Genomic DNA, 16,410 nt, shown 5'->3' on the forward strand with positions numbered 1-16,410 from the left:
GTTCTACTCTTTATTGTTTCCCTAATAACTCATCATATTTTCTGCGAACTTCGCGAATGTCATCCCACATCAAAGACTTGGGGGAGCCAGGTGCTTTGGATTGATTCCGCAATAGATAAGAAGGGTGAAAGATCGGCATGATCCAGCGTCCATGCACTTGATTCCACTGTCCGCGCAGGCTGGTGATACCTGTCTTTCCAAGAACAGACTGGCACGCCACGTTACCGGTCAACAGGATGATGAGCGGGTCAATGAAGTAGATGATCTCCGCTACATATGGGCGGTAGTATTCGATCTCTTTATCAGTGGGCTTACGGAAGTTCGCTCCATTTTCACCGGGTGGCATACGAAAAACTGAATTGGTGATGTACACATCTGTTTCAGATTTGAAATCTGCGGCTTCCAATATCTTATCTAGTAATTGACCGGCTTTCCCTACAAATGGCTTTCCTTGAACGTTTTCCTGTGGCCCCGGCGCTTCCCCAACAAGGAGCAATTTTGCGTGAGGGTTCCCCCGGCTAATAACAACATTTGTCCCTGCATTCGCAAGCGGGTCATCCTTCATCTGCATCATTTCAGCAAACAACTCATCAAGAGATGTATGTTTCGGTGAACCTGAATTGAATAGATCGAATTGGGACATGTTCGTTTCCTTGTTGTGTAAATTGGTAATTCGAATTTTACCGTATGTGGCGGAGGAATGGTTTTAAATTACAAAAGGCTGTCTGTATTTTGGACAGCCTTTTGTAATTTTGTGTTTATTATGGTTGATTCAGTTCGAAGGTTAAATAAGGGGAATAGGAGCCATAGCCGTAGGTACTGCCATAGTCACGGACACTCCATTTGTAACTACCATTTGCCAGACTTGCCAATTGAGTGGGGGAGATGAAACAACTTGTGTCAGTGTCACAACTTGCTTGAGCGACTGTGTACCACTTGGCCAATACAACAGTGTTGTCTGCCTTTCGTACTTCCACAAAGTAGTTCGTCGCGGCAGTGTGCCCGGTCCAACTGAAGGCGTTGCTCCAACTTGTCAACAATCCGCTCGGTGCGATCAAGGTCTCGCCACGGAAGGTGGCAGTGATGCTTTTGTTCGCATTCATGGTGATGCTGACTGGATTGCTTGTTCCACTGGCATCACCACTCCAACTTCCCAATGCAAAACCAGCGCTCGGCACTCCCGTGACCTGGATCACGGATCCGGTTACATAGCCGCCACTACAGGTTTGGGCTGGTACCAGAACCGAACCACTGCCAATCACATTTGTCGTGAGTGTGTAGCAGGTAAGGGTGAGGTCGAAGGTCATGTAGGGAGAGTAGGGACCGTAGCCGTAGGTGCCATAGTCACGTACACGCCACTTGTAACTGCCTACCCCAAAGTTTGCGAGTTCTGAAGGAGTGATCGTACAGCTTGTATCGGTGTCACAACTTGCTTGAGCGGCTGTGTACCATTTGGTCAATACGACAGTGTTGTCTGCCTTTCGAACTTCTACAAAGTAATTCGTTGCGGCGGTGTGACCGGTCCAACTGAAGGTGTTGTTCCAGCTTGTCAACGGTCCACTTGGTGCGATCAGGGTTTCTCCAAGGAATGAGGCGGTGACACTTTTGTTTGCATCCATGGTGATGTTGACTGGGGTACTTGTCCCACTGGCATCGCCACTCCAGCCTCCGAAGGCAAAGCCTGTGTTTGGCAGGGCAGAAATCTGGATGGTGGAACCAGCTGTGTAACCACTGCCACAGGTGTAAGCAGGAGCTTGAATCGTTCCACTTCCAGATGTATTTGTGTTGAGGGTGTAACAAGTCACGCTGAGATCAAAGTTCAAGTAGGGGGAGTAGGGACTGTAGCCGGAAGAGCCGTAGTCTCGTATGCGCCATTTGTAGTTGCCTGTGCCGAGGGTTGCGAGTTCTGAGGGTGTGATGGTGCAGCCGGTGTCGGTGTCGCAGCCTGCTTGTGAGGCTGTGTACCATTTGGTCAGTAGGGTTGTTCCGTCTGCTTTTTGCACTTGTATGAAGTATTGTGTGGCATCGCTGTGTCCGATCCAACTGAAGGTGTTGTTCCATGATGTTTTTGTGCCCACTGGTGCGATGGGAGTGAATGTATTGACTTCATAGGCACCGATGTCGCAGTGGTTGCCTTGCGGACGGGTCACACCGCGCTGATCGGTGGTGGGGCAATTGGCATCGTTGCCAGCATCGATGGCGGAGCTGCCTGCAAGAAGTGGTATGGTTTGTGTAAACCCACCATAGTTGCCTAAAGTTCCGAGCATTGGATCGGTTGTGATGATGTTGGTACAAGTACTTCTTGCAGGGCATCCGCCTTGCACTATACTATAACTTATAAGAGGGATAGATGTATTGTTGTTGTATATTTCTTGACTACTTGTAGCTGTATCGCCCCATAAAATGACATTAGTTAATATTGGTTTGCTACCTATATTATAGATTCCTCCACCGCTAGTTGCACTATTACCAAAAAAAGTCACATTTGTCAGTCTCGGGCTTCCTCCTTGGCTCATCAGCCCGCCTCCGAAAATGGTTGACGAGTTACCTTCAAAAGTCACATTGGTCAATACTGGGTCACAATAAAGGTTAAGTATTCCGGCGCCATACTCTGCATTGTTGCCAGTGAAAGTGACACCTGTCAGGTTTGGATTACTATTTTCCCCGTTGATCATACCGCCTCCAAATGTAGCTGAGTTATTGATAAAAGCTACATCTTGTAATGACGGACTTGAACTCTTATTGAAAAGTCCCCCACCTTCGCCATTTGAAACTGTCGAATTATTGCTAAAAATTACATCTGTAAGTGTCGGACTGCTTCCAAAGTTATATATTCCTCCACCTGCAGAGACTGCTGTATTGTTGTTGAAGGTTACATTTGCCAGAACGGGGTTGCTATTAGCATTATTACTCATTCCAGCACCATAAACTGCTGAATTAATGTTGAAAATAATGTTTGTCAATGTAGGACTTCCTAAATTACTGTACATTCCGCCGCCATTGTCATATGGTGATATCCCATTTGCATTCCCGCCAGTGATAGTAAAACCATCCAACACTGCGGTATTATCTGTGTTGTTCCCTACCACAATATGATAGGAATTATCGGATGTATCTCCTGCTATACCAATATCCCCGCTCAGGGTTGTGACGTTTGTTTGCACATTCCGTTGACTACGGAGCGTCTCGGTACCTGCAAACCCGCCATAGATTGCGATGCTGTTCTTGAGAGTAAAGGAAATTGTGCGATCTACTCCATTGGTTGGTCTATATGTCCCTGCCGCAACCCAGATCTCATCTCCACTTTGAGCGGCGGAAAGGGCAGATTGCAAACTGGTATAGGCATCGATCCACGAAGAACCGTTGTTCGCTCCCATTGCATCCCATTTAACATAATAGGTTATAGGTTCATGAACCTGCTGCCGATGTACAAATACATCAGGTAGTGAATTCGTATCACCTGTTACGAGATCCTCAAAATAAGAGGTAAATGCTATGTATTGGCCATCAGCTGAACTGGATAAGGAGAAAGAATAACAGGACATCGAACAAGGGTACTGAACTGCCTGTTCCCCATTGGAATTTACCGATACCCGGCTTGTTGAGCCTGATTGCACATCATATACAAAAATATCTACACGCCCATTTGTGTCGTTGGGAACAAGATTCGTGGCACGCGATTCAAAGATCACATAAGACCCATTGGCTGAGACAAAAGAATTTCCTGAAAAGCCATTTCCTGGCACCCCATTCGAATCTGTTGAAGCACGTAGAGTATTTCCTGTTTGTTGATCATGAACAAAGACATCATATGTTGCATTGGTGTCGCCTGATACAAGATTCGTGGCCCCCGATTCGTAGGTGATATAGCGCCCATCTGCAGAGATGGATGGGTTTTGAGATACATCATTTGCCTGAATGCCATTCGAATCAATAGAAACACGTGTTGTAATTCCTGTTTGCATATCATGCACAAAGATATCCATCTTGGCATTCGTGTCTCCCGCTACAAGGTTGCTTGCTGTGGACTCGAAAGACACGAAACGCCCATTTGCTGATATTGATGGGTTTACCGAATTGCAGCCTGCCTGTGTGCCGTTTGAATCAACAGAAACACGCGTTGTTATTCCCATGTACAAATCTCTCACGAAAATATCATTACAACCATTCGTATCGCCAGACACGAGATTGTCATCACCAGAACGGAATGCAACATAACGCCCATCTGCAGAGATGGATGGGGATGTTGAGCCCATAGTCCACTGTGTGCCGCTTGAACCGACTGATACAAGAGTTGTTGTACTTGTTTTCATATCATGGATAAAGACATCAGATTTTCCATTTACATCCCCGGGTACAAGATTTGTGGCCTGAGAAGCAAATGCAATATAGCGTCCATCTGATGAGATGGATGGGGAGCCCGAGTAGTTATTTGCCTGCAACCCGTTTGAGTCGGTTGAGATTCGCGTGGTCACACCAGTTTGTGTATCATGCAGTAAAACATCACCCTGACCATTTGTATCGCCCGAGACTAGGTTAGCAGCACCAGAACTAAATGATATGTAGCGCCCATCATCTGAGATGGATGGATCATAGGAGTAGCCTAATCCCTGTTCTCCACTTGAACTTATGGAAACACGGATGGTCTCGTTAACAGCTAACGCGGCGTTTCTACCTATCTGGGCTTGTGCAGGTGTAACACCATAAACTCCAATTATAAAAATTAGGATCATGACGGATCTTATTATGAGCGAGATGTGAATTTTTGTGAACATAAGTATCTCCCCGGGAGTTATTCCTCCCTAATGTGGATGAAATCTATCTAAATAGAAGATTCCATTAAAAATATTGTAGCCCAACTTCTTTTCATACTACAAGATGCAGAATGTCACAGTTTGGTTACATTGGATATGAGTTATCTTTCAAATGATTTTTCTCGTTTCGAGTACAATGACGATAATTCTTTTCATACATAGGAGTCGACCATGTACAATTCGGGGAAGTCGGTTGTTTGGAAAGTTGTCATCATCTGGTTTGTTTTTGCATTTTTACATTATGCCAATGACTCATTTCCGAATCCTATTCTCGCGTTTTTTGGCGAAGCAGATGGACAGGAAAGCGTATGGGGACATTTGAAGATGAACTTCTGGACGTATATCTTCGTGACCGTTGGTGAGTTTTTCATCTTCCGCAAAAAGATACAGGATGTGAGCCAATTCTGGATCACACGCCTCTTGAGTTCCATCATGTACCCCTGGTTTTCGATGACTTTCTGGATGACCGGGTCCGCGCTCAATGGTGGGGCAGAGCCTGCGCGTGCGGTTGAATTATCCTTCTCCATACTCTCGAACGTGTTTGGCGCGTATCTTGCCGTGCGTTTGGAGCAGGTCTTCGATACGGTCAAGTTTCGCAAAGCCACGCAATGGACGATCCTCTTCTTCTTTATCATGGCGATGATCCAATACATTTCGTTCGAATTGAACATGCCTTGGTGGAAATTGTTTGGAAGTAGCCACTAAACGATAATCATCGACAACAAAAAACCGCCGACTGGACAACCAGTCGGCGGTTTCGCTTCAGACTTTCATCACGTGCTGGATTTTAACGCCCGACAATTTGTCAGCGGCTGAAAGTGATACGCCCCCACCTGTGCAGGGACAACGGCCGTCTGGAATTGTTCCAATTCCACTTGTTCATCGCCTACCTTCAACAACGCTTTTCCTTCAATGACCGTAATGGCATGGAAAGATTCGCCTTTTGTGTTCAACTCAATACTCTTTGCTACAGCGGATAACATCTCAAGCGTGAAGTACTCACACTCTACAAGCGTGTGACGTGTGCCATCGCTTGCTTTAGGCTCTGGGATGACAGGCGCTGTGAAGTCGGCGCGCGTCACTGCAACAGACTTTTCGATATGCAACGGACGTTTCTCTGTAGCAGGTCGTCCCCAATCGTAGACGCGATACGTCCAATCAGAGGTTTGTTGCACTTCATATACAAGCAAGCCGGGGCCGAGTGCGTGCAACGTCCCTGCAGGCATAAAGACCGTGTCACCTTGTTTGACGTTGACGTATTGCACATGGTCGATGATCGTCCCATTGCGGATCGAAGCGGATACTGTTTCAGTGGAGATACCGGCTTGTAATCCGGCGACCAGCTTTGCGTTAGGTTCTGAAGCGAGGATGTGCCATGCTTCCGTCTTGCCGAATTGGCCGGGGCCTTCCAACGTCACAGCTTGTTCATCGTTTGGATGTACTTGTAAAGAAAGCCATTGTGCGCAATCGAGAAGTTTGATCAACAATGGGAAACGTGTTCCGGTATGCGCGAAAGTTTTTGCACCGAGAAATGCCTCGCCAAATTGTGACGCCACCTCGCCCACGGTCTTGCCCGCGAAGTCGCCCGATTCGATCACATCGCCTTCCCATACCACCCAGGCTTCGGCAGTAGGGTAGTGGCCGGGGCGTAATTTTTCCCCGCCCCATACATAATCGCGGAACGAGGGGGTGAGTTTGAGAAATGGATTTAAAGTTGTCATGTGGATGATTGTACTTGTTATTGACGGTTGAAGAAAGCCTGCACACCTACGATGGCCTATGGTTTATGTGTATAATGCTCAGACTTCGTTTACAGGAACTGCTATGAATCTTAATCAGCAATTCGAACTTGTGCGCCAATCGCCGACTGTTTCTCTTTCTGATCGTGTCAACGTTCTCAAAGCCAGCGGACGTCAACTTGTGGGTTTGCAGGTGGGCGACCCCGATTTCAATTCGCCGCCTGAAGTGATCGATGTAGCACTGAAAGCCATGCAAAGCGGATTGACCCATTACGGCCCCGCCATCGGCACGTTGGAGTTGCGCAAGGCCATCGCCGCAAAACTTTTACGCGATGAAGGCGTTACTTACGATCCCGCTTCCGAGATCATGGTCACGCACGGTGGCATTCATGCGTATTATCTTGCGATGCAGTCCATTTTGAATCCGGGGGATGATGTGTTGGTACCTGACCCTTCGTGGGCGACTCATGAAAACATGGCGACGATGCTTCGCGGAAATGTGATACGCGTCCCTGCCCCGGCTGAGGCTGGATTCATCCCTCAATTCGAATCATGGCTGAAAGCTTTGACCCCTAAAACCAGAGTCATCGTCTTGAACTATCCCTCGAACCCGACGGGTGTATATCCCTCGCGTGAATATTTGCAAAAACTGCAAGACTTTGCAAAAGCTAATAACATTTGGGTCGTCAGTGACGAGGTCTATGGAAGTTTGTATTACGGTGAACGTCCTACCTCTGCCGCGGCTGTGGATGGCGCAAAAGAACGAACTCTTCTCGTCAACAGCCTATCCAAATCCTACGCAATGACGGGGTGGCGTGTGGGTTTCCTTGCCGCGCCTGCGCAAGTGATCGAGAACGCGCTAAAAGCAGGGCAAAACTCTATCACCTGTGTTGCTCCTTTCATTCAGAAAGCCGCCGCCTTTGCACTTACCGACCCCGAGATTCAGAACGTCACAGCCAACATGCGTGCCGCCTATGCACGTCGACGTGAGTTGGTGATTCGTCTTTCGCATGAGTTGGAATGTGAGAAAGTTTTGGTCACGCCTCCACAAGGTGCATTCTATTTCTTCCTTGATTTCCGTCCCTTGAAGATGACCTCAACAGAAATCTGCGAACGGATTCTCGAAGAGGCCGGCGTGGCGCTTGTGCCCGGCTCTGCTTTTGGTGAACAGGGCGAGGGATTTGTCCGCATGACGATAGCTGCCTCCGATGAAGAAGTGGAAGCGGGTTTCCGTAAGATCATTGAGTGGGCGGAGAAGCAGTAAAAAGTAGGGGCGAGGTCCTCTCGCCCGATGGAGTTATATATGAAAGTAGCGTTTCAGGGTGAACCCGGTGCGTACAGTGAGCAAGCGGTTTTCAACTATTTTGGGGATGTTGAGACTGTTCCTTGTGAGTCGTTCGATGTGATGTTCGATTCGGTTGTATCAGGTCAAAGCGATATGGCTTTGGCTCCCATCGAAAACTCACTTGCAGGGAGCATTCACCAGAACTATGACTTATTGTTGCGTCATGACCTTCATATAGTAGGGGAGTATCTGTTGCGTGTGCAACATTGTCTGATCACCATGCCCGGTGTGAAGAAGGAAGAGATCAAGAAGGCCATCAGCCATCCACAGGCGTTGGGTCAATGTGCAGGCTATTTGCGTTCGCGTGGCATCAAAGCGGAGCAAGTCTATGATACGGCGGGAAGCGTGAAGATACTCAAAGAGTCAGGTGCGAGGGATGTGGCGGCAATCGCATCGCGACGTGCGGCGGAATTGTATGGGATGCAGATCCTTGAAGAGGGGATCGAAGACAATGCGGAAAACTATACGCGTTTTCTCGCTGTCGGACGAGAGACAGTTATCCCGATGGGCGAAGCGAAAACGTCGATTGTCTTCACGTTGAAAAATATGCCCGGGGCATTGTTCAAAGCGATGAGCGTATTTGCTCTCCGTGATATTGACCTGACGAAGATCGAGTCTCGTCCGTTTCAGGGCAAGCCGTGGGAGTATTTGTTTTATATCGATCTGATCGGTTCAACGTCTGACGATGTTACAAAACGCGCGCTCGACCACTTGGGGGAATATGCGGTGACATTACGTGTGCTGGGTTCGTATCCGCGTTTCAAGGGGTAACGAACTCCTGTGGAATGGTTTTATCCAGTTTTTGTATTGTTCGGCACAGCGATCCATGGAATTGCTTCCACAGTAAGATATCCTGCTTTCACTTTTGGGTCGGCTTCTGCCATGGCAATGGCATCCTCTAATTCAGTATCATAGATGCTGATGCCGAGGATGTCATGATCGGTAAGTACGGGTCCGTTCAGGATTAATTTCCCTGATACTTGGAGCTTCGTCAGATGTTGTAAGTGCTCCAGTTGCAGACGTTCATTGCGCTCTTCATCATCACGCGATGCGGGACCCTTCCGTAAAAAGATGACCGTAAACCGTTTGGCGAACTGCCTGCGCGCGACCATTTCTTCTTCGGCGGGGGTGGGGATACTATCCAATAATTCCTGTATATTCATGGCGCCTCACTTATTTCATGAATCAAAATGTACTTTTATTATATTACAGTATTGACAAAATAGAATTTCTGTTCTAAAATGTTTTGTAATAAGTAACCAAATGGTTACATAAAGGAGACCATGAGACGAGACGTATTTCAAGCCATTGCAGACCCCAACCGGAGGGCGATTCTTTCTTTGCTAGCAAGACAACGGATGACATTGAACGGTGTTGCTGATAATTTCCGTATCAGTCGGCCTGCCGTTTCGAAACACATCAGGATATTGAAAGAGTGCGGACTGGTGGTTGTCATCCCGCAGGGACGTGAACGTTATGTTGAGGCGAAATTTGACAAGTTGAATGAAGTGACCGATTGGATCGAAGAGTATCGTCAGATCTGGGAAGCAAGATTCAGCCGCCTTGACGATTTATTGGAACAAATGAAAAAGGAGAAATAATATGCCCTCGAAAAATAAAACGATTGTGACAGCCGAATCCGGTAAACAGGAACTCTTTATTACACGTGAGTTCGATGCGCCGCGAGAGTTGGTCTTCAAGGCACATGTTGACCCGAAACTGTATGTGCAGTGGCTTGGTCCGCATGGATATAAGATGATCCTTGAAGAGTTTGAACCAGTCAGCGGCGGGAAGTATCGCTATGTTCACAAAGACAACGATGGGAACGAGTATGGTTTTCATGGCACGTTCCATGAAATGTCGATCGACAACATGGTGCAAACATTTGAGTTCGAAGGATATCCCGGTCATGTTTCGTTGGAGACACTTACTCTGGAAGAGTTACCTGGTGGACGGACAAAAGCCACGATTCATTCTGTCTATCAATCTGTTTCTGACCGAGATGGCATGGTCCAAAACGGAATGGAGACCGGTGTCCGTGAAGGATATGAACGTCTTGATGACATCTTGGCAGCGACAGGAAAGTAAATTCTGCACCAATTAAAGAGACCATGGAGAAAATATGAATAGTTTAAAGATGATAGAAGTCCCTTCCAGTGGCGCATTTTTAGCAATTGGTGCTTCCGTTGCGGTCTTGGTTTTGCTTGCTGTTTTACATATGCTAAGCCCGGAATTCAATCCTGCCTGGCGCATGGTCAGTGAATATGCAAATGGAGAATATGCCTGGATATTGTCGTTGATGTTCTTTTTATGGGGCGCAAGCTCATGGGTTTTAGCGTATACACTTCGGACACAAGTACAAACAACAGCTGGAAAGATCGGTTTGCTTTTTCTTGTTGTGGCAGGAATCGGTGAAGTGATGGCGTCTGTGTTTGATATCAACCACAAACTTCATAGTGTCTCGGCGATGATTGGCATTCCAAGCCTGGCTATTGCTGCCATGTTGATCAGTGTAAATCTTGTTCGTGTTGAACAATGGTCCGTTGCAAGGACTTCCTTGTTGTGGACGGCGAACCTGACATGGATCAGCATTCTTCTGATGGCACTTGCTTTTGTGGTTATGATGGCTACCTACGCTCAGGCAGGTGGGGATATATCTGCGAATGCAGAAACGGTTACAACCTTGCCGAAGGGAGTCATTGCCTTGGTGGGGTGGGCGAACCGTTTCTTGATCTTTGTATATTGTGCCTGGGTAATGACAATCGCATGGTGGACGATCAAACTGGGTAGTTAAGAATCACCGCGTTACAATGAATTTTGCTCTTTTACATAAAAAGGAGATGTCTCGATGAAAATGAAAAAACCAGGTTTTACCTCCATGGATGAATATATTGCCGCCTGCCCTGAACAATCCCAAAATTATTTGCAGGAAATCCGCAAGATGATCAAGACAATTGCCCCCGATGCGAAGGAAAAGATCAGTTATCAGATCGCGACGTTTGAACGGAATGGCAAGAACTTGATCCATTTTGCGGGGTGGAAAAAGCATGTGTCGCTGTACCCGGTTCCGGCGGGGAGCGAAGCGTTCGAGCGTCAGATCAAGCCTTATGTAAGTGATAAGGGCACAGTGAAATTTTCGCTCGATGAGCCACTTCCGATCAAGTTAATTGAAAGAATTATCAAGTTACATCTCGAAGTAAATAAGAAGAAAACCAAAGGAGAATCAAAATGAAAAAAATCACCCCGTTTTTATGGTTCGATACGCAAGCCGAAGAGGCGATGAATTTTTACGTGTCTGTTTTCAAGAATTCGAAAGCCGGTGAAGTCTCTCGCGGACCCGATGGTAAGGCCTTTACAGTTAACTTTCAACTCGACGGACAGGATTTTATAGCATTGAATGCCGGGCCGCAGTTTAAGTTCAATGAATCCATTTCCATGTTTGTCAACTGCGAAGATCAAGCTGAAGTGGATCATTTCTGGAATGCATTGACAGCCGATGGTGGGGAAGAGTCCATGTGCGGCTGGTTGAAGGACAAGTATGGTCTTTCGTGGCAGATCGTGCCAAAGCAGTTGGGCGATTACATTGGTGGGCCAGATCCCGTTAAAGCTCAGCGAGGGATGCAGACCATGCTCAAAATGCAAAAGATCATTATCGCCGATTTAAAAAAGGCGTATGACGGATCATGATGTAGAGCGATTTGTCACTAGCGATCTTTTTGAACTTTCTTGCGTTCATCATCCCATAGTTTCGCGAATCGCTCAAAGGCATCAGCGATGATTTCCAATTCGCTTTCAGAGTAACTGGAGATCAATTCGCTTTGTGCAATTCTCGCCGACTCAAACCATGACGCCGCTTTTTCACCGCTCGATGGGGCGGGGGCAATGAGACTTCCTCGGCGGTCATTGGGATTGGGTCGGCGTTCAATTAAGCCAGCCCTTTCTAGCCGGTCGAGCATGGCTGTTGTTGCACCAGATGTGAGGCCTGTTGTCTTGGAAAGTTCGGAAGGTGTGGCAACCCCTTTGAAGAAAAGGAACCGAAGACATTCCATATCGGTGACGTTGAGTCCCGCCCATTCGCTCATGGCGTTCCGGAAGTGGGTGAGATTCACTCCGTAATCCCTCACAGCCATCAAAGCTCGTTTTTTCAGTTCTGTTTTTGTTGAGTTGGTCATAGAAATTTACCCTTGACATTATCTTGATTATAAAGTATCTTTATTATATAACTAAATTCGTTTCGACGCAAGGGTTCAACACAACCCAAAATCAGATAAGGAGATTATCATGAGTCCCAAGAAGGATACGAAGAAGTCCGCCACAACCAGTAAGAAGTACGCGGGATTATCGGCTGAAGAAATAGCAGCCATGAAGGAAACCCTCAAAGAGAGGAAGGCGGCTGCGAGCAAGGAAGAGTCGGAAAAGATCGCACTCGCAGCGATTTCCGCGATGAAAGAACCAGATCGCTCCATGGCAAAACGCATCCATGAGATCATCAAGGAAAACGCGCCCGTCCTCTCGGCGAAAACCTGGTATGGGATGCCTGCGTATGCTAATAACGAAGGCAAGATCGTCTGTTTCTTTCAGACCGCGCAGAAGTTTAACTATAGGTACGCGACGCTCGGCTTCCAAGATGTGGCGAACATTGATGAAGGTGACATGTGGCCCGTTGCTTTCGCTTTGAAGGGATTGAACGCTGCCGACGAGAAAAAGATCATCGCACTCGTAAAAAAAGCGATAAGTTAAGATTTGCCATAAGTACAAACCTGTGACAGGCAGTATTCCGTAATGAGAAACGAGAAACTATAATGAGCTGGGAAACCTTGGAAAAGCAGGACCCTGAGCTTGCGGCATTTGGAAGTGAACGATTGAATGGTAAAGTTGCCTATTTGGCAACGATTCGTAAGGACGGGGCGCCGCGGGTGCATCCAATGACACCAATCATTGGCGAAGGTCATTTGTTTGTATTCATGGAACCGACCTCGCCGAAAGGGCGTGACCTTCAGCGAGATGGACGTTATGCGATCCATTGCGCAGTTAACGACACAAGTGGTGCTAGTGGTGAGTTCATTATTACGGGTCAAGCGCGCATGATTGATGCTCCTGAGTTGCGCACCTTGGCAGTCCGATTTGCCAGCTATACACCTGCCGATCGATACATTTTGTTTGAATTCGAAGTTGACGGTGCGGTTTCGACAATCTATCCAGGAGATCAGCCTGTTCGACGAATTTGGAAGCGAGACAACTGAAGAAGCGAAGGTTGTCCCACTTGTAGAGAAAGCAATGAGCTAAAGAGAAGAGAATGTCGATAATTCGTTTTGAATCTAAACCGCTTAAAATCGGCGACTGGACCATTCTTCGGTTGCCCGAGAGCGCAAGCGCAAAACTTCCATCACGTGGTATGACCTTGGTTGAAGGAACCATCAATGGTTTCCGTTCAAAGATCGTGCTTGAACCAGATGGTAAGGGAAGTCACTGGTTTAGTGTTGCCTCTGCTCTACGCGATGTTGGTATAGATGCAAGTGATACGGTAACGATAGTGGTTGAGCCTTCTAAAGAATGGCCAGAACCTGATGTGCCAGCGGATTTAAGTAAGGCACTAAAGTCTGATCCGCAGGCGAAAGCTCTGTGGGGGAAACTCACACCCATGGCGCGCTGGGACTGGCTCCGTTGGATACGTGCCACCAACAACCGGGAGACGCGTAGTCGTCACATCGAGGTGGCATTATCAAAACTCAAGGCAGGCGAACGACGGCCATGCTGTTTTAATCGTAATCTATGCACCGAACCCGAAGTCTCGAAAAATGGAGTGCTCATCGAACCAACGCAAAGGACGAAGTAAAAAGGATCCGAAGAATCTCTTCAATACGCGTTTAGATAGCAAAACAGTTCGTGCTATCGATTTCTACGAAGGCGTATCGGTAGATGAAGCGGCGCTAAAGGAACTCATTCTCGATGCAGTCAGGTTGAACACATCAAAAAAGCGAGCTAAGGACAAATTAATTTCTCTAGGGGATACTAAGGCGAAAACATTGCTGTTTGCCTTGACGAATTAGAAAAAATGTTCTAAAATATTTGTTCCTTTGTCATGGGTGGGTGAAAGCAATTTTGCTTTTACCCACTTGTTACTTTAATGTTCGGCAGAAAATTTAGAGGAGATACTATGCCGCAGGAATATATTGAAATTCATGGTGCATGTGAAAATAATTTGAAGAATGTTTCATTGCGCATCCCCAAACGTAAGATCACAATTTTTACAGGTGTCTCTGGCTCGGGCAAATCGTCCATCGTGTTCGATACGATAGCGACCGAATCACAGCGCCTGCTCAACGAAAACTTCAGCATGTTTGTGCGGAATTTCTTGCCGAAGTATTCACAACCCGAAGCGGATTCTATCGAGAACTTGAGTATGTCCATCGTGGTAGATCAGAAGCGGATGGGCGGCGGTTCACACTCGACCGTGGGCACGATCACCGACATCAACACGATCCTGCGCATGATGTTTTCTCGCATCGGACAACCCCATGTGGGACCCACCAACGTTTTCGGCTTTAACGATCCACAAGGGATGTGCCCGAACTGTAACGGCCTCGGCCGCAAGCTGGATGTGGACATGGATAAGTTCCTGGACAAATCCAAATCGCTGAATGAGGGCGCTATTTTGTTTCCAGAATACAATGTGGATAGTTGGGGCTGGAGCAATGTAATTAATACCGGTTTGTTCGATCCTGATAAGAAAATATCCAAATATTCCCAGAAGGAATTGCACGACCTTTTATACAGCGAACCCATCAAGGTTAAGACCAAGATGGGAGCAAAAGACTTTAACATAACCTACGAAGGCATTATCAACCGCTTCACCAACAAGTACATCAAGCAGGATCTAAAAACCAAGTCCGAGCGGACTCAAAAGTCAGTGGAGCCTTTCATGACGATGGGACCTTGTTCCGAATGCAATGGCGCGCGGTTGAACAAGACCATCCTGAGTTGCAAGATCAACGGGTACAGCATCGCCGACCTGACGAGCATGGAAATCCCTGAATTGATCGAAGTCGTAAAGAAGATCAAAGTGCCCGCAGCCGAACCGATCGTCAAAGCGCTTGTGGAGCGTTTGCAGAACCTTGTGGATATTGGCTTGGAATACCTCAGCCTTGACCGTGAAACGGACACGTTATCAGGTGGAGAGTCTCAGCGCGTAAAAGTCGTTAAGCACCTCGGCAGTAGCCTGAGCGATGTGATCTATATCTTCGATGAGCCGAGCGTGGGGTTGCATCCGCGTGATGTGCATCGTATGAATGAGTTGTTGCAGAAACTGCGTGACAAGGGCAACACGGTCATCGTGGTGGAACATGACCCCGATGTGATCAAGGTGGCAGATCATATCGTGGACGTGGGTCCGCATGCAGGTCCGAAGGGAGGCGAGATTGTCTTCGAAGGCAGTTATGCAAACTTGCTCAAGGCAAAGACTCTGACGGGCACGCACATGCAGCAATCCGTCCCGATCAAGGATTCGTTCCGCACGCCGACAGGCAAACTGCCGATCAAGAATGCGAAAGTCAATAATTTACAAAATGTCAGTGTGAACATTCCAACTGGCGTGTTGACCGTGGTCACGGGCGTGGCTGGCTCTGGCAAGAGTTCGCTTATCAATGAAGTGTTCCAGCATCAACATCCCGATGCGATCGTGATCGATCAATCGGCTGTGGGAGTCAACAGCCGTTCCAATCCCGCTACATACACAGGTATTCTAGACGATGTCCGTAAAGCGTTCGCATCGGCAAACAAGGTACAAGCTTCGTTGTTTAGTTTTAACTCGAAGGGCGCCTGTGAAAACTGTCAGGGGCTGGGCGTGATCTATACCGAGTTGTCATTTTTCGATAGCGTGAAATCGCCCTGTGAAGTGTGCGAAGGCAGGCGCTTCAAAGACGAAGTGTTGGAATATAAACTGAACGGAAAAAATATTTCAGAAGTCTTATCCATGAATGTTCAGCAAGCGTTGGAGTATTTCGAGCTTCCAGAAGTAAAGAAAAAATTACAAGCCATGAGCGATGTGGGCTTGGATTATCTCGGACTTGGTCAACCCTTGAGCACACTTTCGGGCGGTGAATGTCAACGCATCAAACTCGCCAGCGAACTGCATAAGCAGGGCAGTATCTACATCATGGACGAACCGACTACGGGTTTGCACATGTCTGATATTGGTCACTTGATGGAAGTGATCAACCGCCTCGTGGATTCAGGCAATACCGTTGTTGTTATCGAACACAATTTACATGTCATCAAAAATGCAGATTGGATCATTGACATGGGGCCCGAAGGTGGCCACAAAGGCGGGCAGGTCATGTTCGAAGGTACACCCAAGGAGTTATTGAAAGCAAAGCAATCGCTTACCAGTGCGTATTTGAAAAACTAAGTACACACCTTACAGAAATTCATTGTAGGGGCGACCCGTCAGGATCTGACTTTTATCTAGTCAAGAAGAAAGGGTCGTCCCTACTGCAAGTATTATTTTAAAAAT

Annotated in this window: 17 protein-coding genes; 12 read left to right on the top strand and 5 right to left on the bottom strand. The window is 47.3% G+C overall.

From position 1 onward, the window contains the following. Nucleotides 1–10 precede the first annotated feature (10 nt). Nucleotides 11–643: a uracil-DNA glycosylase gene (locus tag IPP66_08525; protein ID MBK9925326.1), complete on the bottom strand. Its 633-nt coding sequence runs from the start codon at nucleotides 641–643 to the stop codon at nucleotides 11–13. A 118-nt stretch (nucleotides 644–761) separates the two neighbouring features. Further along, nucleotides 762–4,583: a PD40 domain-containing protein gene (locus tag IPP66_08530; protein ID MBK9925327.1), complete on the bottom strand. Its 3,822-nt coding sequence runs from the start codon at nucleotides 4,581–4,583 to the stop codon at nucleotides 762–764. Nucleotides 4,584–4,985: 402 nt separating this feature from the next. Here IPP66_08530 and IPP66_08535 point away from each other — a divergent pair, with 402 nt between their 5' ends. Next, nucleotides 4,986–5,519 (top strand): hypothetical protein, encoded by a 534-nt coding sequence (locus IPP66_08535; GenBank protein MBK9925328.1) that lies wholly within the window; start codon nucleotides 4,986–4,988, stop codon nucleotides 5,517–5,519. Nucleotides 5,520–5,587: 68 nt separating this feature from the next. On the opposite strand, the gene IPP66_08540 is transcribed toward IPP66_08535, so the two are convergent. Continuing rightward, entirely contained in the window at nucleotides 5,588–6,535 is a 948-nt protein-coding gene (locus IPP66_08540) for a class I mannose-6-phosphate isomerase (GenBank protein MBK9925329.1), read from the bottom strand. A 103-nt stretch (nucleotides 6,536–6,638) separates the two neighbouring features. Here IPP66_08540 and IPP66_08545 point away from each other — a divergent pair, with 103 nt between their 5' ends. After that, nucleotides 6,639–7,817, top strand: coding sequence for a pyridoxal phosphate-dependent aminotransferase (locus IPP66_08545; protein MBK9925330.1), 1,179 nt, complete (start codon nucleotides 6,639–6,641; stop codon nucleotides 7,815–7,817). Between the two features lie 39 nt (nucleotides 7,818–7,856). Continuing rightward, nucleotides 7,857–8,669, top strand: coding sequence for a prephenate dehydratase (gene pheA, locus IPP66_08550; GenBank protein ID MBK9925331.1), 813 nt, complete (start codon nucleotides 7,857–7,859; stop codon nucleotides 8,667–8,669). Between the two features lie 20 nt (nucleotides 8,670–8,689). Here the strand turns inward: pheA and IPP66_08555 are convergent, their stop codons facing one another. Further along, nucleotides 8,690–9,061 carry a hypothetical protein gene (locus IPP66_08555; protein MBK9925332.1) on the bottom strand — a complete coding sequence of 124 codons (372 nt, stop codon included), beginning with the start codon at nucleotides 9,059–9,061 and terminating at the stop codon, nucleotides 8,690–8,692. A 120-nt stretch (nucleotides 9,062–9,181) separates the two neighbouring features. On the opposite strand from IPP66_08555, the gene IPP66_08560 reads away from it, so the two are divergent. Genes IPP66_08560 through IPP66_08580 form a run of 5 tightly spaced genes read left to right on the top strand, consistent with a single transcriptional unit; the run spans nucleotide 9,182 to nucleotide 11,585 of the window. After that, complete coding sequence (locus IPP66_08560) at nucleotides 9,182–9,499, top strand: winged helix-turn-helix transcriptional regulator (protein MBK9925333.1); 318 nt, start codon at nucleotides 9,182–9,184, stop codon at nucleotides 9,497–9,499. Between the two features lies 1 nt (nucleotide 9,500). Next, entirely contained in the window at nucleotides 9,501–9,986 is a 486-nt protein-coding gene (locus IPP66_08565; GenBank protein ID MBK9925334.1) for an SRPBCC family protein, read from the top strand. A 34-nt stretch (nucleotides 9,987–10,020) separates the two neighbouring features. Then, complete coding sequence (locus IPP66_08570; GenBank protein ID MBK9925335.1) at nucleotides 10,021–10,692, top strand: DUF998 domain-containing protein; 672 nt, start codon at nucleotides 10,021–10,023, stop codon at nucleotides 10,690–10,692. A gap of 60 nt (nucleotides 10,693–10,752) precedes the next feature. Beyond that, the gene (locus tag IPP66_08575) at nucleotides 10,753–11,130 is read left to right on the top strand and encodes a DUF1801 domain-containing protein (protein MBK9925336.1); all 378 of its coding nucleotides are present in this window, start codon (nucleotides 10,753–10,755) and stop codon (nucleotides 11,128–11,130) included. Further along, a complete protein-coding gene (locus IPP66_08580) occupies nucleotides 11,127–11,585 on the top strand; it encodes a VOC family protein (protein ID MBK9925337.1) in 459 nt (152 codons plus the stop codon). The genes IPP66_08575 and IPP66_08580 overlap by 4 nt, the downstream gene beginning before the upstream one ends. Nucleotides 11,586–11,602: 17 nt before the next feature. Here the strand turns inward: IPP66_08580 and IPP66_08585 are convergent, their stop codons facing one another. Then, the gene (locus tag IPP66_08585; GenBank protein MBK9925338.1) at nucleotides 11,603–12,070 is read right to left on the bottom strand and encodes a MarR family transcriptional regulator; all 468 of its coding nucleotides are present in this window, start codon (nucleotides 12,068–12,070) and stop codon (nucleotides 11,603–11,605) included. A 109-nt stretch (nucleotides 12,071–12,179) separates the two neighbouring features. Between IPP66_08585 and IPP66_08590 the strand changes: the two genes are divergently transcribed. The 4 genes from IPP66_08590 (at nucleotide 12,180) to IPP66_08605 (ending at nucleotide 16,305) form a co-directional block, all read left to right on the top strand. Beyond that, complete coding sequence (locus tag IPP66_08590) at nucleotides 12,180–12,638, top strand: DUF1801 domain-containing protein (GenBank protein ID MBK9925339.1); 459 nt, start codon at nucleotides 12,180–12,182, stop codon at nucleotides 12,636–12,638. A 62-nt stretch (nucleotides 12,639–12,700) separates the two neighbouring features. After that, nucleotides 12,701–13,141 carry a pyridoxamine 5'-phosphate oxidase family protein gene (locus IPP66_08595; GenBank protein ID MBK9925340.1) on the top strand — a complete coding sequence of 147 codons (441 nt, stop codon included), beginning with the start codon at nucleotides 12,701–12,703 and terminating at the stop codon, nucleotides 13,139–13,141. A gap of 53 nt (nucleotides 13,142–13,194) precedes the next feature. Beyond that, a complete protein-coding gene (locus IPP66_08600) occupies nucleotides 13,195–13,734 on the top strand; it encodes a DUF1905 domain-containing protein (protein MBK9925341.1) in 540 nt (179 codons plus the stop codon). Between the two features lie 321 nt (nucleotides 13,735–14,055). Beyond that, the gene (locus tag IPP66_08605; GenBank protein ID MBK9925342.1) at nucleotides 14,056–16,305 is read left to right on the top strand and encodes an excinuclease ABC subunit UvrA; all 2,250 of its coding nucleotides are present in this window, start codon (nucleotides 14,056–14,058) and stop codon (nucleotides 16,303–16,305) included. Nucleotides 16,306–16,410: the final 105 nt, after the last annotated feature.

This window comes from Candidatus Defluviilinea proxima, assembly GCA_016721115.1.
Lineage (GTDB): Bacteria > Chloroflexota > Anaerolineae > Anaerolineales > Villigracilaceae > Defluviilinea > Defluviilinea proxima.